23 protein-coding genes and 1 riboswitch are annotated in these 19,746 nt (G+C 63.0%); of the genes, 18 read left to right on the top strand and 5 right to left on the bottom strand.

All coding sequences use genetic code 11. The annotated features are described in order from the left end of the window. The first annotated feature begins 12 nt into the window (after window positions 1–12). From FIV02_RS24725 to glmS, 15 genes are all read left to right on the top strand, one after another. Window positions 13–801: a ParA family protein gene (locus FIV02_RS24725; protein ID WP_037054778.1), complete on the top strand. Its 789-nt coding sequence runs from the start codon at window positions 13–15 to the stop codon at window positions 799–801. Window positions 802–812: 11 nt separating this feature from the next. Further along, window positions 813–1,682, top strand: a complete 870-nt coding sequence (locus FIV02_RS24720; protein ID WP_037054776.1) for a ParB/RepB/Spo0J family partition protein — start codon at window positions 813–815, stop codon at window positions 1,680–1,682. 160 nt (window positions 1,683–1,842) lie between these two features. After that, the gene (locus tag FIV02_RS24715) at window positions 1,843–2,247 is read left to right on the top strand and encodes a F0F1 ATP synthase subunit I (RefSeq protein WP_037054774.1); all 405 of its coding nucleotides are present in this window, start codon (window positions 1,843–1,845) and stop codon (window positions 2,245–2,247) included. Window positions 2,248–2,264: 17 nt separating this feature from the next. Further along, window positions 2,265–3,131, top strand: a complete 867-nt coding sequence (atpB, locus tag FIV02_RS24710; RefSeq protein ID WP_037054772.1) for a F0F1 ATP synthase subunit A — start codon at window positions 2,265–2,267, stop codon at window positions 3,129–3,131. Between the two features lie 151 nt (window positions 3,132–3,282). Continuing rightward, window positions 3,283–3,540, top strand: a complete 258-nt coding sequence (atpE, locus tag FIV02_RS24705) for a F0F1 ATP synthase subunit C (protein WP_003097235.1) — start codon at window positions 3,283–3,285, stop codon at window positions 3,538–3,540. Between the two features lie 56 nt (window positions 3,541–3,596). Then, window positions 3,597–4,067 carry a F0F1 ATP synthase subunit B gene (locus FIV02_RS24700; protein WP_037054770.1) on the top strand — a complete coding sequence of 157 codons (471 nt, stop codon included), beginning with the start codon at window positions 3,597–3,599 and terminating at the stop codon, window positions 4,065–4,067. A gap of 14 nt (window positions 4,068–4,081) precedes the next feature. Then, window positions 4,082–4,618 (top strand): F0F1 ATP synthase subunit delta, encoded by a 537-nt coding sequence (locus FIV02_RS24695; protein ID WP_037054769.1) that lies wholly within the window; start codon window positions 4,082–4,084, stop codon window positions 4,616–4,618. A gap of 21 nt (window positions 4,619–4,639) precedes the next feature. Further along, window positions 4,640–6,184 carry a F0F1 ATP synthase subunit alpha gene (gene atpA / locus FIV02_RS24690; RefSeq protein ID WP_037054768.1) on the top strand — a complete coding sequence of 515 codons (1,545 nt, stop codon included), beginning with the start codon at window positions 4,640–4,642 and terminating at the stop codon, window positions 6,182–6,184. A 50-nt stretch (window positions 6,185–6,234) separates the two neighbouring features. Beyond that, on the top strand, window positions 6,235–7,095 hold the full coding sequence (gene atpG / locus FIV02_RS24685; protein WP_037054767.1) for a F0F1 ATP synthase subunit gamma: 861 nt from the start codon (window positions 6,235–6,237) through the stop codon (window positions 7,093–7,095). Window positions 7,096–7,125: 30 nt separating this feature from the next. Continuing rightward, a complete protein-coding gene (gene atpD, locus FIV02_RS24680; protein WP_037054766.1) occupies window positions 7,126–8,502 on the top strand; it encodes a F0F1 ATP synthase subunit beta in 1,377 nt (458 codons plus the stop codon). A gap of 80 nt (window positions 8,503–8,582) precedes the next feature. Then, window positions 8,583–9,008, top strand: a complete 426-nt coding sequence (locus tag FIV02_RS24675) for a F0F1 ATP synthase subunit epsilon (RefSeq protein ID WP_037054758.1) — start codon at window positions 8,583–8,585, stop codon at window positions 9,006–9,008. 112 nt (window positions 9,009–9,120) lie between these two features. Next, the gene (gene glmU / locus FIV02_RS24670; protein ID WP_152490063.1) at window positions 9,121–10,479 is read left to right on the top strand and encodes a bifunctional UDP-N-acetylglucosamine diphosphorylase/glucosamine-1-phosphate N-acetyltransferase GlmU; all 1,359 of its coding nucleotides are present in this window, start codon (window positions 9,121–9,123) and stop codon (window positions 10,477–10,479) included. A gap of 57 nt (window positions 10,480–10,536) precedes the next feature. Continuing rightward, complete coding sequence (locus tag FIV02_RS24665) at window positions 10,537–11,148, top strand: LysE family transporter (RefSeq protein WP_037054755.1); 612 nt, start codon at window positions 10,537–10,539, stop codon at window positions 11,146–11,148. A 73-nt stretch (window positions 11,149–11,221) separates the two neighbouring features. Further along, complete coding sequence (locus FIV02_RS24660) at window positions 11,222–11,992, top strand: DeoR/GlpR family DNA-binding transcription regulator (protein ID WP_037054754.1); 771 nt, start codon at window positions 11,222–11,224, stop codon at window positions 11,990–11,992. Window positions 11,993–12,003: 11 nt separating this feature from the next. Further along, a complete protein-coding gene (glmS, locus tag FIV02_RS24655) occupies window positions 12,004–13,854 on the top strand; it encodes a glutamine--fructose-6-phosphate transaminase (isomerizing) (RefSeq protein ID WP_037054753.1) in 1,851 nt (616 codons plus the stop codon). A gap of 22 nt (window positions 13,855–13,876) precedes the next feature. On the opposite strand, the gene FIV02_RS24650 is transcribed toward glmS, so the two are convergent. Continuing rightward, a complete protein-coding gene (locus FIV02_RS24650; protein WP_152490062.1) occupies window positions 13,877–14,770 on the bottom strand; it encodes a LysR family transcriptional regulator in 894 nt (297 codons plus the stop codon). Between the two features lie 104 nt (window positions 14,771–14,874). On the opposite strand from FIV02_RS24650, the gene FIV02_RS24645 reads away from it, so the two are divergent. Next, on the top strand, window positions 14,875–15,492 hold the full coding sequence (locus tag FIV02_RS24645) for a nitroreductase family protein (protein WP_172979198.1): 618 nt from the start codon (window positions 14,875–14,877) through the stop codon (window positions 15,490–15,492). Window positions 15,493–15,506: 14 nt separating this feature from the next. On the opposite strand, the gene map is transcribed toward FIV02_RS24645, so the two are convergent. Both map and FIV02_RS24635 read right to left on the bottom strand, forming a co-directional pair. Continuing rightward, window positions 15,507–16,277 carry a type I methionyl aminopeptidase gene (gene map, locus FIV02_RS24640; protein WP_080757102.1) on the bottom strand — a complete coding sequence of 257 codons (771 nt, stop codon included), beginning with the start codon at window positions 16,275–16,277 and terminating at the stop codon, window positions 15,507–15,509. Continuing rightward, complete coding sequence (locus FIV02_RS24635; RefSeq protein WP_037054749.1) at window positions 16,274–16,486, bottom strand: ParD-like family protein; 213 nt, start codon at window positions 16,484–16,486, stop codon at window positions 16,274–16,276. The genes map and FIV02_RS24635 overlap by 4 nt, the downstream gene beginning before the upstream one ends. Window positions 16,487–16,638: 152 nt before the next feature. On the opposite strand from FIV02_RS24635, the gene FIV02_RS24630 reads away from it, so the two are divergent. Then, window positions 16,639–16,869 (top strand): hypothetical protein, encoded by a 231-nt coding sequence (locus FIV02_RS24630; RefSeq protein ID WP_134676616.1) that lies wholly within the window; start codon window positions 16,639–16,641, stop codon window positions 16,867–16,869. Between the two features lie 229 nt (window positions 16,870–17,098). Here FIV02_RS24630 and cobM read toward each other — a convergent pair whose 3' ends face one another. Together cobM and FIV02_RS24620 are read right to left on the bottom strand one after the other, a co-directional pair. Continuing rightward, entirely contained in the window at window positions 17,099–17,854 is a 756-nt protein-coding gene (gene cobM / locus FIV02_RS24625) for a precorrin-4 C(11)-methyltransferase (protein ID WP_152490060.1), read from the bottom strand. Further along, window positions 17,851–18,291 carry a cobalamin biosynthesis protein gene (locus tag FIV02_RS24620; RefSeq protein WP_152490059.1) on the bottom strand — a complete coding sequence of 147 codons (441 nt, stop codon included), beginning with the start codon at window positions 18,289–18,291 and terminating at the stop codon, window positions 17,851–17,853. Before FIV02_RS24620 ends, cobM begins: the two co-directional genes overlap by 4 nt. A gap of 86 nt (window positions 18,292–18,377) precedes the next feature. Further along, window positions 18,378–18,574, top strand: a riboswitch (cobalamin riboswitch). A 94-nt stretch (window positions 18,575–18,668) separates the two neighbouring features. Between FIV02_RS24620 and cobW the strand changes: the two genes are divergently transcribed. Then, window positions 18,669–19,718, top strand: coding sequence for a cobalamin biosynthesis protein CobW (cobW, locus tag FIV02_RS24615; RefSeq protein ID WP_152490058.1), 1,050 nt, complete (start codon window positions 18,669–18,671; stop codon window positions 19,716–19,718). Window positions 19,719–19,746 lie beyond the last annotated feature (28 nt).

The raw sequence follows: 19,746 nt of genomic DNA, 5'->3' as shown, positions 1-19,746 counted from the left end.
GGGGGAAGGAAGATGGCCAAGGTATTCGCGATCGCCAATCAGAAAGGCGGCGTGGGCAAAACCACGACATGCATCAACCTGGCTGCTTCTCTGGTGGCGACCAAGCGCCGCGTGCTGCTCATCGACCTCGACCCGCAGGGCAACGCGACCATGGGCAGTGGCATCGACAAGCATGCCCTCGAGCACTCGATCTACGACGTGCTGATCGGCGAATGCGATCTCAGCGAGGCGATGCAGTTTTCCGAGCACGGCGGCTACCAGCTGTTGCCGGCCAACCGCGACCTGACGGCCGCCGAAGTCGCGCTGCTGGAAATGAAGATGAAGGAAAGTCGCCTGCGCTATGCCCTGGCGCCGATCCGCGAGAACTACGATTACATCCTCATCGACTGCCCGCCGTCGCTGAACATGCTGACCATCAACGCCCTGGTCGCCGCCGACGGCGTGATCATCCCCATGCAGTGCGAGTACTACGCGCTGGAAGGGCTCTCCGATCTGGTCAACAGCATCCAGCGCATCGGCCAGCTGCTCAATCCCAAGCTGCAGATCGAAGGTCTGCTGCGTACCATGTACGACCCGCGCATCAGCCTGACCAACGATGTCAGCGCTCAGCTCAAGGAGCATTTCGGCGACAAGCTGTACGACGCCGTGATCCCGCGTAACGTGCGCCTGGCCGAGGCTCCGAGCTTCGGCATGCCGGCGCTGGTCTATGACAAACAATCCCGTGGCGCCATCGCCTATCTGGCATTGGCCGGCGAGCTGGTGCGCCGTCAGCGCGCCGCCGCGAAAACCGCTACCGCTTAAGGAACATCCGCATGGCTGCGAAGAAACGAGGTCTGGGTCGAGGTCTGGACGCCCTGCTCGGTGGCAACACCGTCAGTGCACTGCAGGAAGAGGCCGCCCAGGTCGATACGCGTGAGCTGCAATACGTGCCGCTGGAACTGATCCAGCGGGGCAAGTACCAGCCGCGTCGCGACATGGACCAGACCGCTCTGGAAGAACTCGCCGCCTCCATCCGCGCCCAGGGCGTGATGCAACCCATCGTGCTGCGGCCGATCGGCGACGGTCGTTTCGAGATCGTCGCCGGTGAGCGTCGCTGGCGAGCCAGCCAGCTGGCCGGCCAGGACAAGATCCCGGCCATGGTTCGCGAGCTGGCGGACGAAGCCGCCATCGCCATGGCGCTGATCGAGAACATCCAGCGCGAGGACCTCAACCCGATCGAGGAAGCCGTCGCCCTGCAGCGCCTGCAGCAGGAGTTCGAGCTGACCCAGCAGCAGGTCGCCGATGCCGTCGGCAAATCGCGCGTCACCATCACCAACCTGCTGCGTCTGATCGCCCTGCCGGACGAAATCAAGACGCTGCTGTCCCATGGCGATCTGGAGATGGGTCATGCCCGTGCATTGCTCGGTCTGCCCCTCGAACAGCAGGTCGAAGCTGCGCGACACGTTGTCGCACGCGGCCTCACCGTACGCCAGACCGAAGCGCTGGTTCGCCAGTGGCTGAGTGCCAAACCGGCGCCGGCAAAAGCCAAGCCCGACCCGGACATCAGTCGCCTCGAACAGCGTCTGGCAGAGCGTCTGGGCTCGCCAGTGCAGATAAAACACGGCGCCAAGGGCAAGGGCCAGTTGGTCATTCGCTACAACTCCCTCGACGAATTGCAGGGCGTGCTCGCTCACATCCGCTGAAACAATTCGCCACACCTGACCATGTAGCGCATGGTCGGAAATCACTACCGGACAGTTGAATGGGGGGAATACGCCCCCTATACTCTGCGCGCAATTTTGTTGGCACTTTTTATGCCAATTCATTGAGTTAAAGCGGTCGATAGTCGAGGGACATCAGTTGATGGAACGCCGCATGCCGAAGCGCCTGCCCTTCCATCGCCTACCGGTCTTCCCGGTGCTGATGGCACAACTCGTCGTATTGCTGCTCGCTGCTACGCTGACCTGGCAATGGCGAGGCAACGTGGCGGGTTATTCGGCACTGTTGGGGGGCATGATCGCCTGGTTGCCGAATCTGTATTTCGCCCACAAGGCGTTCCGCTACAGCGGCGCGCGGGCGGCTAGGGAAATCGTCCGTTCTTTTTATGCGGGCGAAGCGGGAAAACTGATTCTGACGTTCGTGCTCTTTGCGCTGACGTTTGCGGGCGTGAAACCCCTGGAGGCACCGATGTTGTTCGGTGTCTACCTGCTGACCCTGATGGTCAGCTGGTTCGCCCCGCTGCTGATAACGAAATTTTCAAGACCTTAAAGCGTTCGAGGCAAATAATGGCAGCAGAAACCGCTTCGGGTTACATCCAGCACCACCTCACCAACCTGACCTATGGTCAGCACCCGGTGAACGGCTGGAGTTTCGCCCACACCGCACAGGAAGCCAAAGAAATGGGCTTCTGGGCCTTCCACGTAGACACCCTGGCGGTGTCGGTGGTTCTCGGCCTGATCTTCATCGTCCTGTTCCGCCTGGCGGCGCGCAAGGCCACCTCGGATCAGCCGGGCGGCCTGCAGAACTTCGTCGAGGTTCTGGTCGAGTTCGTCGATGGCAGCGTCAAGGACACCTTCCACGGTCGCAATCCGCTGATTGCCCCGCTGGCCCTGACCATCTTCGTCTGGGTCTTCCTGATGAACTTCATGGACCTCATCCCGGTTGACTGGCTGCCGAAACTGGCTGCCACCCTGGTTGGCGATCCGCACCTGTACTTCCGTGTCGTGCCGACCACCGACCCGAACGCGACCCTGGGCCTGGCCCTGTCGGTGTTCGCCCTGATCCTGTTCTACAGCGTCAAGGTCAAGGGCATCGGCGGCTTCCTCGGCGAGCTGACCATGCACCCGTTCAGCTCCAACAACATCGCCATGAAGATCCTGCTGGTCCCGGTGAACTTCCTGCTGGAATTCGTCACCCTGATCGCCAAGCCGGTCTCCCTGGCACTGCGACTGTTCGGCAACCTGTATGCCGGCGAGCTGATCTTCATCCTGATCGCCATCATGTTCAGCGGCGGCATGCTGCTGGGCTCGCTGGGTGGTGTGCTGCAGCTGGCCTGGGCCATCTTCCACATCCTGATCATCGTGCTGCAGGCGTTCATCTTCATGATGCTGACCATCGTCTACCTGTCGATGGCGCATGAAGACAACCACTAAGGCGCGCTAAGGTTCCGCGGCGCCGCTCAGGCGGCGCCTGCCAGGACAAACCCTCACTGCCCGCGGGCATGAGGGCTGCTGTAAACAAACGATTTCGCTTTACCGCTTCAACAAAAACCTTAACCAATACGACTGTAAGTCGGGAGGAAAAATGGAAACTGTAGTTGGTTTGACCGCTATCGCCGTTGCACTGCTGATCGGCCTGGGTGCCCTGGGTACCGCCATCGGTTTCGGTCTGCTGGGTGGCAAGTTCCTGGAAGGCGCTGCGCGTCAGCCGGAAATGGTCCCGATGCTGCAAGTTAAAATGTTCATCGTCGCCGGTCTGCTCGACGCCGTGACCATGATCGGTGTTGGTATCGCACTGTTCTTCACCTTCGCGAACCCCTTCGTTGGTCAAATCGCAGGCTAATTCACTCGTCTTCGAGTGAATTGGTGTGACGGACAACGAACGAGCGAGGTGTTGGCGTGAACATTAATGCAACCCTGATAGGCCAGTCCGTTGCCTTCTTCATCTTCGTGCTGTTCTGCATGAAGTTCGTATGGCCTCCGGTCATTGCGGCTTTGCAGGAACGTCAGAAGAAGATCGCAGACGGCTTGGACGCTGCCAACCGCGCGGCTCGTGATCTGGAGCTGGCCCACGAGAAAGTGGCCCAGCAACTGCGCGAAGCCAAAGGTCAGGCCGCCGAAATCATCGAGCAAGCCAATAAGCGTGCTGCTCAGATCGTCGACGAAGCCCGTGATCAGGCCCGTGTCGAAGCTGACCGCGTGAAGGCTCAGGCTCAGGCCGAGATCGAACAGGAAATCAACGGCATCAAAGACGCCCTGCGCGCCCAAGTGGGTGGCCTGGCAGTCAGCGGTGCGGAGAAGATCCTGGGCGCATCCATCGACCAAAACGCGCATGCGGAGCTGGTTAACAAACTGGCAGCCGAAATTTAAGCGAGGGCGCGATCATGGCAGAACTGACCACGCTGGCCCGACCTTACGCTAAGGCTGCCTTCGAGCACGCCCAGGCCCACCAGCAACTGGCCAATTGGTCAGCCATGCTCGGCCTGGCTGCAGCGGTGTCGCTCGACGACACCATGCAGCGCGTGCTCAAGGCCCCGCGTCTGACGAGTACAGAAAAGGCCACCACCTTTGTCGAGGTGTGTGGTGACAAGTTCGACGCCCAGGCACAGAACTTCATCCGCGTTATCGCCGAGAACGATCGTCTGGCCTTGTTGCCGGATGTCTTCGCCCTGTTCGAGCTGTACAAGGCCGAGCAAGAGAAGTCGATCGACGTGGATGTCACCAGTGCCTTCGCATTGAGCGATGAACAGCAAGACAAACTCGCCAAGGTTCTCAGTGCACGGCTCGGCCGAGAAGTGCGTCTGCACGCCGCGGAAGATGCCACCCTGATCGGTGGTGTACTGATCCGCGCCGGCGACCTGGTAATCGATGGCTCGGTTCGCGGCAAGCTCGCGAAACTGGCCGAAGCATTGAAATCTTGAGTTTGAAGGGGCAGCAGAGCTATGCAGCAACTCAATCCTTCCGAAATTAGTGAAATCATCAAGGGGCGCATCGAGAAACTCGACGTCGCCTCCCAAGCCCGCAACGAAGGCACCATTGTCTCCGTTTCCGACGGTATCGTGCGTATCTACGGTCTGGCCGACGTCATGTACGGCGAAATGATCGAGTTCCCGGGCGGTGTCTACGGTATGGCACTGAACCTGGAGCAGGACTCCGTCGGTGCCGTTGTGCTGGGTGCTTACACCAGCCTGGCCGAAGGCATGAGCGCCAAGTGCACCGGTCGCATCCTGGAAGTCCCGGTTGGTCCGGAACTGCTGGGCCGCGTCGTCGACGCACTGGGTAACCCGATCGACGGCAAAGGCCCGATCAACGCTCAGGCAACTGACGCGGTTGAGAAAGTTGCACCGGGCGTGATCTGGCGTAAGTCCGTCGACCAGCCGGTACAGACCGGTTACAAGTCGGTCGATGCCATGATCCCGGTCGGCCGTGGCCAGCGCGAGCTGATCATCGGTGACCGTCAGATCGGTAAGACCGCTCTGGCCGTCGACGCCATCATCAACCAGAAAGACAGCGGTATCCGCTGCGTGTACGTGGCTATCGGTCAGAAGCAATCGACCATCGCCAACGTCGTGCGCAAGCTGGAAGAAACCGGTGCGCTGGCCAACACCATCGTGGTGGCCGCTTCCGCTTCCGAATCCGCCGCACTGCAGTTCCTGGCGCCGTACTCCGGCTGCACCATGGGCGAATACTTCCGCGACCGCGGTGAAGACGCCCTGATCGTGTACGACGACCTGTCCAAGCAGGCCGTTGCCTACCGCCAGATCTCCCTGCTGCTGCGCCGTCCGCCAGGCCGTGAAGCCTACCCGGGCGACGTGTTCTATCTCCACAGCCGCCTGCTGGAGCGCGCTTCCCGCGTTTCCGAGGAATACGTCGAGAAGTTCACCAATGGCGCCGTGACTGGCAAGACTGGTTCCCTGACCGCTCTGCCGATCATCGAAACCCAGGCGGGTGACGTTTCCGCGTTTGTTCCGACCAACGTGATCTCGATCACCGACGGTCAGATCTTCCTGGAATCGGCCATGTTCAACTCGGGTATCCGTCCGGCCGTCAACGCCGGTATCTCGGTATCCCGTGTGGGTGGTGCCGCTCAGACCAAGATCATCAAGAAGCTCTCCGGTGGTATCCGTACCGCTCTGGCTCAGTACCGTGAACTGGCGGCCTTCGCCCAGTTCGCCTCTGACCTGGACGAAGCCACCCGCAAGCAGCTCGAGCACGGTCAGCGCGTTACCGAGCTGATGAAGCAGAAGCAGTACGCACCCATGTCGATCGCCGACATGTCCGTGTCTCTGTACGCTGCCGAGCGTGGCTTCCTGACCGACGTGGAAGTGAACAAAGTTGGCGCCTTCGAAGCGGCCCTGCTGGGCTACTTCAACCGTGAGCTGGCCGATCTGATGGCCAAGATCAACGTGAAAGGTGACTTCAACGACGAAATCGACGCGGGCATCAAAGCCGGTATCGAGAAGTTCAAAGCCACCCAAACCTGGTAAGCCGCAGCGGGCGTCGCAAGACGCCCGCCTGCTAACCCGATAGGTGTGAAATGGCAGGCGCAAAAGAGATTCGCAGCAAGATTGCGAGCATCAAAAGCACGCAGAAGATCACCAGCGCCATGGAAAAGGTGGCGGTCAGCAAAATGCGCAAGGCACAACAGCGCATGGCTGCTAGCCGTCCCTACGCGGAGCGTATCCGCCAGGTGATTGGTCATCTGGCCAACGCCAACCCGGAGTACCGCCATCCCTTCATGATCGAGCGCCCAGTCAAGCGCGCCGGTTATGTGGTGGTGAGCAGTGACCGTGGTCTGTGCGGTGGCTTGAACACCAACCTGTTCAAGGCCCTGGTCAAGGACATGGCGAAAGATCGCGAGCAAGGCGTGGAGATCGATCTCTGCGTGATTGGCTCCAAGGGTGCGGCATTCTTCCGCAACTTTGGTGGCAATGTCGTCGCTGCGATCAGCCACCTCGGCGAAGAGCCGTCGATCAACGACCTGATCGGTAGTGTCAAGGTCATGCTCGACGCTTACCTCGAGGGGCGCATCGACCGTCTGTCCGTGGTCTCGAACAAGTTCATCAATACCATGACGCAGAAGCCTACAGTGGAGCAGTTGGTTCCGCTGGTGGCCGATCCGGATCAAGACCTCAAGCATCACTGGGACTATCTGTACGAGCCCGATGCCAAGGAACTGCTCGAAGGCCTGATGGTTCGCTACGTCGAATCCCAGGTGTACCAGGCAGTGGTCGAGAACAATGCGGCCGAGCAGGCTGCACGGATGATCGCGATGAAGAACGCCACCGACAACGCTGGCCAGCTCATCAAAGACCTGCAGCTGATTTACAACAAGGCGCGTCAGGCAGCGATCACCCAAGAGATTTCGGAAATCGTCGGCGGCGCTGCCGCGGTTTAAGAACGGTTCAAATATTCAGAGGAACCAAAGATGAGTAGCGGACGTATCGTTCAAATCATCGGCGCCGTTATCGACGTGGAATTCCCGCGTGATCAGGTGCCAGCCGTATACGAGGCGCTGAAAGTAGTCGGCGCCGAAACCACCCTGGAAGTTCAGCAGCAGCTGGGCGACGGCGTGGTGCGTACCATTGCGATGGGTTCGACCGAAGGCCTCAAGCGCGGTCTGGACATCACTCGTACCAACAAGGCCATCTCGGTACCGGTCGGTAAAGCGACCCTGGGCCGTATCATGGACGTGCTGGGCAACCCGATCGACGAAGCCGGCCCCATCGGTGAAGAAGAGCAGTGGGAAATCCACCGCGCTGCGCCGAGCTATGCCGAGCAAGCGGGCGGCAACGACCTGCTGGAAACCGGCATCAAGGTAATCGACCTGGTCTGCCCGTTCGCCAAGGGTGGTAAGGTCGGTCTGTTCGGTGGTGCCGGTGTCGGCAAGACCGTGAACATGATGGAACTGATCCGTAACATCGCCATCGAGCACAGCGGTTATTCCGTGTTCGCCGGTGTGGGTGAGCGTACTCGTGAGGGTAACGACTTCTACCACGAGATGAAGGACTCCAACGTTCTGGACAAGGTAGCCCTGGTCTACGGTCAGATGAACGAGCCACCAGGCAACCGTCTGCGCGTCGCCCTGACCGGCCTGACCATGGCCGAGAAGTTCCGTGACGAAGGCCGTGACGTACTGTTGTTCGTCGACAACATCTACCGTTACACCCTGGCCGGTACCGAAGTATCCGCACTGCTCGGCCGTATGCCGTCGGCAGTAGGTTACCAGCCGACCCTGGCCGAAGAGATGGGCGTTCTGCAGGAGCGCATCACCTCCACCAAGAAAGGTTCGATCACCTCGATCCAGGCCGTATACGTACCTGCGGACGACCTGACCGACCCGAGCCCGGCGACCACCTTCGCCCACTTGGACGCCACCGTCGTACTGAGCCGTGACATCGCTTCCCTGGGTATCTACCCGGCCGTTGACCCGCTGGACTCCACCAGCCGTCAGCTGGATCCGAACGTCATCGGCAACGAACACTACGAGACCGCTCGTGGCGTTCAGTACGTGCTGCAGCGTTACAAGGAACTGAAGGACATCATCGCCATTCTGGGTATGGACGAGCTGTCCGAAGCGGACAAGCAGCTGGTATCGCGCGCTCGTAAGATCCAGCGCTTCCTGTCCCAGCCGTTCTTCGTGGCCGAAGTGTTCACCGGTTCCCCAGGCAAGTACGTCTCCCTGAAGGACACCATCGCTGGCTTCAGCGGTATCCTCAAGGGCGACTACGACCACCTGCCGGAGCAGGCTTTCTACATGGTTGGCGGCATCGACGAAGCCATCGAGAAAGCGAAGAAACTGTAATCACCCATGCGCCTGGCAACGGGCGCATCAGGTTTGTGGATAACCTGGGTTGTCCACAGCCTGCAACCTGAGGCAAGCGTATGGCTATGACAGTCCATTGCGATATCGTCAGCGCGGAAGCGGAGATCTTCTCCGGCCTGGTGGAGATGGTGATTGCGCACGGCAACCTGGGTGATCTGGGTATCGCTCCAGGCCACGCGCCACTGATCACCGACCTGAAGCCGGGTCCGATCCGCCTGATCAAGCAGGGTGGTGAAGCCGAGGTGTTCTACATCTCCGGTGGTTTCCTCGAAGTGCAGCCGAACATGGTCAAGGTTCTCGCCGACACCGTGCAGCGTGCAGCAGACATCGATGAAGCCGCTGCTCAGGAGGCCCTCAAGGCCGCCGAGAAAGCGCTGAGCGAGCAGGGTGCTGAGTTCAACTACAGCTCCGCCGCCGCTCACCTGGCCGAAGTCGCAGCCCAGCTGCGTACCGTCCAGCAACTGCGCAAGAAGTTCGGCGGCTGAGGCCCCCACTTCAACCGTTGCAAGAGAAAGGGTAGCCTAGGCTACCCTTTTTCATTTCTGCCGTTTCACCCTCCGGCGCCCCGCGACGGAGGCTGCCAAGGAATCGTCGTTCATGTCGCTCGATATCGTCATCCTCGCTGCAGGGCAAGGCACCCGCATGCGTTCCGCCCTGCCCAAGGTCCTGCACCCGGTCGCTGACAAGCCCATGCTCGGGCATGTCATCGCCACCGCACGCAGCCTGCAGCCCAGCAGCATCCAGGTGGTGATCGGCCATGGCGCCGATACCGTGCGCGAGCGCCTGGCCGCCGCCGACCTGAACTTCGTCATCCAGGCCGAGCAGCTCGGCACCGGCCACGCCGTGGCCCAGGCGCTACCGCAGCTCGGCGCCGACACCGTGCTGATCCTCTATGGCGACGTGCCGCTGATCGAGAGTGCGACGCTCGAACGCCTGCTGGCCCTGGTCAGCGATGACCAGCTGGGGCTGCTTACCGTCGAGCTGGCCGACCCGACCGGTTACGGCCGCATCGTCCGTGATGACAAGGGCGTGGTGCAGGCGATCGTCGAGCACAAGGACGCCAATGACGCGCAGCGGGCCATCCGCGAAGGCAACACCGGCATTCTCGCGGTTCCGGGCAAGCGCCTGGGGGACTGGCTGGGGCGCCTGTCCAACAGCAACGCGCAGGGCGAGTACTACCTCACCGACGTGATCGCCATGGCCGTCGCCGATGGTCTGATCGTGGCCACCGAGCAGGCGGCCGACGAGATGGAAGTGCTGGGGGCCAACGACCGCATCCAGCTGGCGCAGCTGGAGCGTCACTATCAGCAGCGCGCCGCGCGCCGCCTGATGGCGCAGGGCGTGACCCTGCGCGATCCGCAGCGTTTCGACCTGCGCGGCGAGGTGACGGTGGGACGTGACGTGCTGATCGACGTCAACGTGATCCTCGAAGGCCGGGTGGTGATCGAGGATGACGTGCAGATCGGTCCGAATTGCGTGATCAGGGACTCCGTCTTGCGCAAGGGCGCCATCGTCAAGGCCAACAGCCATCTGGAAGGTGCCGAGATGGGCGAGGGCGCCGACTGCGGTCCGTTCGCGCGTCTGCGTCCGGGCACCCGACTGGGGGCCAGGGCCCATGTGGGTAACTTCGTCGAGCTGAAGAACGCCGTGCTGGGCGAGGGCGCCAAGGCCGGTCACCTCAGCTACCTGGGCGATGCCGAGATTGGTGCGCGGAGCAACATCGGCGCAGGCACCATCACCTGCAACTACGACGGTGCCAACAAGTCCCGGACGGTGATGGGCGAGGACGTGTTCATCGGCTCCAACAGCGCCCTGGTGGCGCCGGTCAACCTTGGTGATCGTGCCACCACGGGCGCCGGTTCGGTGGTCACCAGCGACGTGCCGGCAGACACCCTGGCCGTCGGTCGGGCCAAGCAGCGTAACATCGAGGGTTGGAACCGCCCCACCAAGAAGTGAACCTGCGCTGAACCCAGGCAGCGCAGCCTGTGGATAACCTGCCGGAGGACAGTCTGAATGTTCGGTGTGACGGATTACGCCGCCTTCGTGGTGGCCTTCATCATCCTGCTGGCCATTCCCGGCCCGGGTAACCTGGCGCTGATCCTGTCCACCGGCAAGGGCGGCATTCGCGGCGGGCTGGCCTCCACCTTCGGCATCATGTTCGGCGACCAGGTGCTGCTGTGGCTGGCGGTGGCCGGTGTCGCCGCGCTGCTCAAGGCCTATCCGACGGCCTTCTACCTGGTGCAATGGCTGGGGGCGGCCTACCTGATCTATCTCGGCCTGCGCATGCTGCTGGCCAAGCCGGGGGCTGCGCCGACGCTGAACATCGAGCCGCGCCACTACCTGTGGCAGACGCTGATGATCACCGTCTTCAACCCCAAGGCGATCATCTTCTACATGGCGTTCTTCCCGCTGTTCATCGACCCGCAACGGCATCAGGGGCTGATCACCTTCGGTTTCATGGCCGTGACCATCATGGCGCTGACCTTCCTCTACGGGCTGCTGATCGTGCTGCTGACTCACTTTCTCGCCGAGCGCATGCGCGCCAACCCGCGTATCGCCCGTGGCCTGGAGAAGCTGGCGGGGCTCAGCCTGTTGGGCTTCGGGGTGAAGCTGACCCTCAACTGACCGACGGTTGCTTGCAGAGCGAACGGCCTTATGTTTTGATTCGCGCCATTATCTTTCGAATCGAAACTTAAGCATGTCGAAGCGCAACACACCGCAGCGTCGCCACACCATCCTGGCCCTGCTCGCCGAGCAGGGTGAGGTGTCGGTGGATGCGCTGGCCCAGCACTTCGCCACCAGCGAGGTGACGATCCGCAAGGACCTCGCCGCGCTGGAAAAGAACGGCCTGCTGCTGCGTCGCTATGGCGGTGCCGTGCCCATGCCCCAGGAACTGATCGGCGACGGCGCCCAGCCGGTTTCCCCGCACAAGCAGGCCATCGCCCGCGCCGGCGTGGCGCGTATCCGCGAGCACGCGCGGATCATCATCGACAGTGGCACCACCACGGCGGCGATGATTCCCCAGTTGGGGCACAGGCCGGGGCTGGTGGTGATGACCAACTCGCTCAACGTGGCCAATGCCCTGCGCGACATCGAGCACGAGCCCGTCCTGCTGATGACCGGCGGCACCTGGGACCCGCACTCGGAGTCCTTCCAGGGCCAGGTCGCCGAGCAGGTGCTGCGCTCCTACGACTTCGACCAGCTGTTCATCGGCGCCGATGGCATCGATCTGGAGCGTGGCACCACCACCTTCAACGAACTGCTGGGGCTGTCGCGGGTGATGGCCGAAGTCGCCCGCGAGGTCATCGTCATGGTCGAGAGCGACAAGATCGGTCGACGCATCCCCAATCTGGAACTGCCCTGGAGCAGCGTCCATACCCTGATTACCGACGAGCGCCTGGATGCCCAGGCTGCCGAACAGATACGCGCGCGCGGCATCCAGCTGATCCTCGCGCCGCTGGAAAACTGAAGGAGAGCCCCATGTGTGGAATCGTTGGCGCCATCGCTGAGCGCAGCATCACCCCGATCCTGGTCGAAGGCCTCAAGCGTCTGGAGTATCGCGGTTACGACAGCGCCGGTGTGGCACTGCTGACCGAGCAGGGCACGCTCGACCGTCGTCGCCGTGTCGGCAAGGTCAGCGAGCTGCAGGCGGCCCTGCAGGACGAGCCCCTGGCGGGCCGCCTGGGCATCGCCCACACGCGATGGGCCACCCACGGCGCACCCAGCGAGCGCAACGCGCACCCGCACTTCTCCGGGCACGAGCTGGCGGTGGTGCACAACGGCATCATCGAGAACCACGAGGCGCTGCGTGAGCGCCTCAAGGGCCTGGGCTACGTCTTCACCTCCGATACCGACACCGAGACCATCGTCCATCTGCTCGACCACAAGCTGCAGCAGCTCGGCGACCTCAGTGCAGCGCTCAAGGCGGCGATTCCCGAGCTGCATGGTGCCTATGGCCTGGCCGTGATCAGCGCCAGGCAGCCGGATCGCCTGCTCGCCGCCCGCAGTGGCAGCCCGCTGGTGATCGGCCTGGGCCTGGGCGAGAACTTCCTCGCCTCCGACCAGCTCGCCCTGCGCCAGGTCACTGACCGTTTCATGTACCTGGAAGAGGGTGATATCGCCGAAATCCGTCGTGATGGCGTGCAGATCTGGGATGCCAGCGGCAACCCGGTACAGCGTGAAGCCGTGCAGTACCACGAGGGTGCCGAGGCTGCGGACAAGGGCGAATACCGCCACTTCATGCTCAAGGAAATCCACGAGCAGCCCAAGGTGGTGCAGCGCACCCTGGAAGGCCGTCTGGGCAGCGATCATGTGCTGGTGCAGGCCTTCGGCCCACAGGCCGCCGAGCTGTTCGCCAAGGTGAAGAACGTGCAGATCGTCGCCTGCGGCACCAGCTTCCACGCCGGCATGGTCGCCCGCTACTGGCTGGAAGAACTGGCCGGCATTCCCTGCCAGGTCGAAGTGGCCAGCGAGTTCCGCTACCGCAAGGTCGCGGTGCAGCCGGATACCCTGTTCGTCAGCGTCTCGCAGTCCGGTGAAACCGCCGACACCCTGGCGGCGCTGCGCAACGCCAAGGAGAAGGCGCCGGGGCAGGGCGGCTACCTGGCCAGCCTGGTGATCTGCAACGTCGGCACCAGTTCGCTGGTGCGCGAGTCCGACCTGTGCCTGCTGACCCAGGCGGGCCCGGAAATCGGCGTGGCCTCGACTAAGGCCTTCACCACCCAGCTGGTCGGCCTGATGCTGCTGACCCTGTCGCTCGGGCAGGTACACGGCACCCTGGACAAGGCGCTGAGCGCCGAGCTGGTGGAAGAGCTGCGGCGCCTGCCGACTCGCCTGGGCGAGGCGCTGGCCATGGACAAGACCGTGGAGAAGATCGCCGAGCTGTTCGCCGAGAAGCACCACAGCCTGTTCCTTGGCCGTGGCGCACAGTACCCGGTGGCGATGGAAGGTGCGCTCAAGCTCAAGGAGATTTCCTACATCCATGCCGAGGCCTACCCGGCCGGCGAGCTCAAGCATGGTCCGCTGGCCCTGGTCGACGCCGACATGCCGGTGGTCACTGTGGCGCCGAACAACGAGCTGCTGGAGAAGCTCAAGTCCAACCTGCAGGAAGTGCGTGCACGTGGCGGTGAGCTGATCGTCTTCGCCGACCAGCAGGCAGGCATGAGCAACGGCGAGGGCACCCACGTGGTGGCCATGCCGCATATCCACGACCTGCTGGCGCCGATCCTCTACACCGTGCCGTTGCAGCTGCTGTCCTACTACGTCGCCGTGCTCAAGGGCACCGACGTCGACCAGCCGCGCAATCTGGCCAAGAGCGTGACGGTCGAATAACGGCTTTCGCCGGGCTGGCAGCTCATGCCTGCTGGCCCAGTTCCTCCAGCAGAAAGTCGATGAACACGCGGACCTTGGCCTGCAACTGACGGCGTGACGGGTAGATGGCGTAGAGCTGCGTCTGCATCATCTGCCAGTCTTCGAGCAGCGGCTGCAGCCTGCCATGGGCCAGGTCGTCGCGTACGTAGATCTCCGGGACCAGGCTGATACCGTGGCCGGCGCGCAGGGCGGCGCACAGCGCCAGGCTGGAGTTGACGCTGTAGCGTCCGCACACCTCCAGGCGGCGCACCTGCTCACCGCGCTGGAACACCCATTCACGGGCATGCCCGGACAGCGAGAACTGCACGCACTCCAGCGCCTGCAGGTCCTCCGGCACCTGCGGCGTGCCGTGCCGGCGCAGGTATTGCGGGGCGGCGCAGAGCACGTGGCGCAGTGTCAGCAGCGGGCGGGCGACCAGGCTCGAGTCCTCCAGCCGATCGCTGCCGCGCACCGCCAGATCGAAACCCTCGGCGATCATGTCCACACGACGGTCATCGAGCTGCAGGTCGAGCGTCAGCTCGGGGTAGCGGGCGAGAAAGCGCGGGATGGCATCGGCTAGGCAGACCAGGCTGAACGACATCGGCGCGCTGACGCGCAGGGTGCCGCTGGGGGTCGCCTGCAGCTCGCCCAGGGAGCTGTCGGCCTGCTGCAGGTCGTCGAGGATTCGCGACACCTGCTCGTAGTAGCGCTGGCCGGCCTCGGTGAGGCTCATCGAGCGTGTCGTGCGGTTGAGCAGGCGGACTGCCAGGTGGGCTTCCAGTTCGCCGATGTTCTTGCTCACGGCGGCCGCTGAAAGCTTCAGGTGGCGGGCGGCGGCGGCGAAGCTGCCACGCTCGACGACCTGGCGGAACACGGCAAGGGCGGTCAGGCGATCCATCGATTATCAACTTTCAGCGAATGGTCATCACACGATAAACGAGATTATCAACCAGGGTCTATGTAACTAACCTGTCGAACATTCACTCACGACAGGACATCGCCATGACCCACCCTCTGCTTGCCGCCATCGAACAACGCAACTCGGTCAACCACTTCGACGCGCAGCATCAGCTCGACGACGCCAGCATCGAAGCCCTGATCGGTTGGGCCGGGCGCGCGCCCAGTGCGTTCAACCTGCAGAACTGGCGCTTCGTCGCGGTGCGCAGCGCCGCGGGCAAACAGCGTCTGCGCGAGCTGGCCTGGAACCAGCCCAAGGTCAGCGAAGCGGCTGTGACCTTCATTGTCTGCGGCGTGCTGCCGTGCGCCGAGTCGCTTGGCGAGCGCCTTTCGCCTGCGGTGGCGTCGGGGCTGATGCCGAGCGAGATGGCGCTCAGCTGGCAGTCCAGCGCTGCGCGAATGTATGCCGAGGTGCCACACAGCCGGCGTGACGAGGCCGTGCGCAGCGCCACCTTCGCTGCGTCGAACCTGATGCTGGCCGGCCAGGCACTGGGTCTGGCAGCCAGCCCCATGAGTGGTTTCGACATCGCCGGCGTCAGCCGTGCCTTCGCCCTGGGCGACGAGGAAATCCCTGTGATGCTGGTGACCCTGGGCAGGGCGCAGGCCAACAACTGGCCGCAGAAACCGCGCCGCCCGGTGAAGGAGATTCTCAAGCTGGCGTGAGAGCGGCGCCCGGCTCAGGCGCCCAGGCGCTGCTCGTCCGGGCGCAGGGTCAGTACACGGACGCCATCACGGGTGACCGCCACCGTGTGCTCGAATTGCGCCGAGAGGCTGCGATCGCAGGTGACCACCGTCCAGCCATCGGCCAGCGTGCGTACATCCGCCTTGCCCAGGTTGAGCATGGGCTCGATGGTGAAGGTCATGCCTTCGCGCAAGGTCAGGCCGGTATTGGCCTTGCCCCAGTGCAGCACTTCGGGCGGCTCGTGCATGTCCCGGCCGATGCCGTGACCGCAGTATTCGCGAACCACCGAATACCCATGGGCCCGTGCGTGCCGTTCTATGGCGTGGCCTATGTCGCCGAGGCGGGCACCCGGGCGCACCGCCTCGATGCCTTTGCACATGGCTTCGTAGGTGACGTCGACCAGCTTGCGCCCGGCTTCTGAAACGGAGCCGAGCAGGTAGGTCTTGCTGGAATCGGCGATGTAGCCGTTCTTCTCCAGGGTGATATCGAAGTTCACCAGATCGCCATCGCGCAGGATGTCGCTGGCGCTGGGCACGCCATGGCACACCACCTCGTTGCGCGAGGTGTTCATGGCATAGGCGAATCCATACTGGCCCTTGCTCGCCGGGCGCGCCTCGAGCGTGTCGACGATGTACTTTTCCACAAGGTCGTTGACCTGCAGCGTCGACAGACCGAGCAGATCCAGACGATCGAGATAGCCGAACACCGACGCCAGCAACCTGCCGGACTCGGCCATCAGCGCTATCTCCTGCGCGGTCTTGGTCATGAGGTCGCTGCCAGGCTCGGCTGCACGGTGATGCCGGCTGCGCGCATCTCGGCCGCCATCACGTCGTTGAAACTCAGCGTCGGGTTCATTTCGCAGAGCATGCCGATGCGAATCCAGAACCCGGCCTGAGCATTGATGGAGCGATGCGACACGCTGCTTGCCCGGCGAATCTGGTCGTGCAGTTCGTCATCGATGTTGACGATACCCATGAGGCCTCCCGTCTATATGAAATATATATGAATCATATAGCCACGTTTCGTCAGTTTCTTCAACAGGGGGCGCCATCCTTTAAACTGTGGGGGCTGCTCGCATGGCAGGTGCGATGGCAGGACATTGCAGTCAGGTTGAAACGGGAGAGACGATGAAACGTGCGGATGTAAAACGCAGAACGGCTGAAGGGGTCACGTTCGACACCCAGATCATGGCGAACCCGGCCAATACCGCCGAGTGGATCGTCTTCTTCAAGAAGGATGCCGGGCGCAGCTTCTTTCTGGTGGATGCGGCCGAACAGGTCGAGAGCTTTGCCAGCCTCGACGAGCTGGTGGTCGAGTTGCGGGCGGTGGGTATCAAGCGGTTGGAAGTACAGCTTTGAGCGGTTGCTAACAGTTGGCGTGGATCATCCTGTGGATATCCTCGTGATACCTGGCTGAAGTCATTGTGTTCAGGGCGTTTCAGGCAGTTGTACAAAATCTGAGCCTTGTTTCAGGGCTATCCACAAAGAGTTGGGATAAGTTCTTTTCTAACCTGTTGATAAGGTGCTGAGGGCCCCTGTATACAGGGGATCCAGCGCTTTGTGCAGTTTATCGCCAGCGCAGCTCGGCTCAGTCGCTGCCTGGGCGATAGAGATGCCGGTGCGCGGCGTCGTATAGCGCCGACTCGGCGAAGGCGCCCGGGTCGAGCACGCGGCCGACGAGGATCAGCGCCGTGCGGCGGAAGTCCTTGGCTGCGACCTTCTCCTCTATGTCGCTGAGCGTTCCCAGCACCCAGTCCTGGTCAGGCCAGCTCGCTCTGTGGATAACCGCGACGGGGCAGTCGGCGCCATAGTGCGGCAGCAGTTCGCCGACGATGGCGGGTAGCTGGCGCACGCCGAGGTGGATGGCCAGGGTCGCCCGATGCCGGGCTAGATCGTGCAACTGTTCACCTTCGGGCATCGGCGAGGTGGTGCCGTAGCGGGTGAGGATCACCGTCTGGGCGATGCCCGGCAGGGTCAGCTCGCTTTCCAGCAGCGCCGCGCAGGCGGCGGCGGCGGTGACGCCGGGAACGATCTCGAAGGGAATGCCCAGGCGGCGCAATTCGCGGATCTGTTCGCCGATGGCGCCGTACAGCGAAGGGTCGCCGGAATGCACGCGAGCCACGTCCTGGCCGCGTTCATGGGCCAGGCGCAGCAGCTCGACGATTTCCCCGAGATGCAGCTCGGCGGTGTTGACCACCTGCTCGGCGCGATGGCCTTGCAGCACGGCTTCGGGCACCAGCGAGCCGGCGTAGAGAATCACCGGGCAGCTGTGGATAAGCCGCTGGCCCTTGACGGTGATGAGCTCGGGGTCGCCGGGGCCGGCGCCGATGAAATAGACGGTCATGCGGACTCTCTCGTGAATGCTGCCAGGGCGCAGGTTGCCCTGGCGGTTTTGCGTTTTTCGCCAAGCAGGTGCGCCGTGCTCTTGCCCATGCGTCTGGCCAGCGCGAGCGCACAGGGCTCGGCCACGGCAGCAGCGCCAGTGGCTGCTTGGACACGGGGATTGCCGGGTGCTGGTGGCTGGTAGGGCGAGAGCTCTGCGGCCGTGAACAGGTGCAACTCCAGCTGCAGATGCTCGGCCAGTTGCTGCAGGCCCGCCTCGTTGCGCTTGTGGGCGCTGCTGGCCAGCCCTGCCAGGTTGCCCAGCGTCAGCTCATGCTGCGCCAGGCTGTCGACGAGCAGGTCGAACAGTTCCTGCATGGCGCAGCCACTTCTGCAGCCCAGCCCGGCAACGACCTGCATCGGCGAGGTTGGCTGGCGTGCGGAGGGGGTCGGCAGCATGAGCGGTATTCGGCTTGGACGGGGGCGTAGCTCATCATGGCACCTGCCGGCGGTCAACCGTGATTGACCGGCCGCCGTGGCCTGCGTAGCCTTCGCGCATTCGAGGTTCTTCACGGCGCGGTTGTCGTGAAGCTAAGAGGGAACAGGGTCGATGCCCTGGCTGCCCCCGCAACTGTGAACGGTCTCAAACCCTTCGATACACCACTGCCCAGGGCGGGAAGGTGAAGGGCGCACCCTGTGCAGACCGTGAGCCAGGAGACCTGCCTCGTTTCGTCAGCCAACTGTTCGGACGGGGTGATCCGATGCGGCCTGCATGCTCGCGCGTGCCTGTCTGCCCGTACCCGTCCGCCGAATTCATCGTCGCCACGGGGCCTTTCATGCAAACCCTCGCCAAACTGCCTGTCACCATCGTCACCGGTTTTCTCGGTGCCGGTAAAACCACCCTGCTGCGCCACCTGCTGGCCAATGCCGGCGGCCGTCGCATCGCGGTGATCGTCAATGAATTCGGCGAGCTGGGGATCGACGGCGAGATCCTCAAGCAGTGCTCCATCGGTTGCAGCGAGGAAGAGGCCAACGGCCGCGTATTCGAGCTGGCCAACGGCTGCCTGTGCTGCACCGTGCAGGAAGAGTTCTTCCCGGTGATGCGCGAGCTGGTCGCGCGCCGTGGCGACCTCGACCATATCCTCATCGAGACCAGTGGCCTGGCCCTGCCCAAACCGCTGGTGCAGGCTTTCAACTGGCCGGAAATCCGCAACGCCTGCACCGTCGACGCGGTGATCACCGTGGTCGACAGCCCGGCGGTGAGCGTCGGCACCTTCGCCGCCTTCCCCGAGCAGGTCGACGCGCAGCGCAAGCTGGATCCCAACCTCGACCACGAGTCGCCGCTGCATGAGCTGTTCGCCGACCAGCTGGCCAGCGCCGACCTGGTGATCCTCAACAAGGCCGATCTGCTCGATGCCGAAGCGCTGGCGGCGGTACGAGCGGAAGTCGCCGAGGAGCTGCCGCCGGCGGTGAAGGTGATCGAAGCGCATGGCGGCGATCTGCCGATGGATGTGCTGCTGGGACTGAACAGCGAAACCGAGCTGCATATCGAGAACCGTCGCACCCATCATGACGATGAAGACGAGGATCACGATCATGAAGAATTCGACTCGTTCCACGTGGAACTACCGGAAGCCGAGGAGTCGCGCCTGCTGGCTGCGCTGAAGGCTGCGGTGATCAAGCACGGCATCCTGCGGGTGAAAGGCTTCGCCGCCATCCCCGGTAAACCGATGCGGCTGCTGGTACAGGGCGTGGGGCAGCGTTTCGACCGTCACTTCGACCGTGCCTGGCAGGCCGACGAGCCGCGCATCAGCCGTCTGGTGGTGATCGGCCAGCAGCTCGACCGTGCGGCCATTCAGGCCGAGCTGCAAGCGGCGCTGGCCTGAGTGAGCATGGGAGGGGCTTCAGCCGCGA

Origin of the sequence: Pseudomonas sp. THAF187a (assembly GCF_009363395.1) — a bacterium.
Taxonomy (GTDB): Bacteria; Pseudomonadota; Gammaproteobacteria; order Pseudomonadales; family Pseudomonadaceae; genus Aquipseudomonas; species Aquipseudomonas khazarica.
The sequence above is the reverse complement of the archived record's forward strand: the minus strand, read 5'-3'. Positions and strand labels throughout refer to the sequence as shown.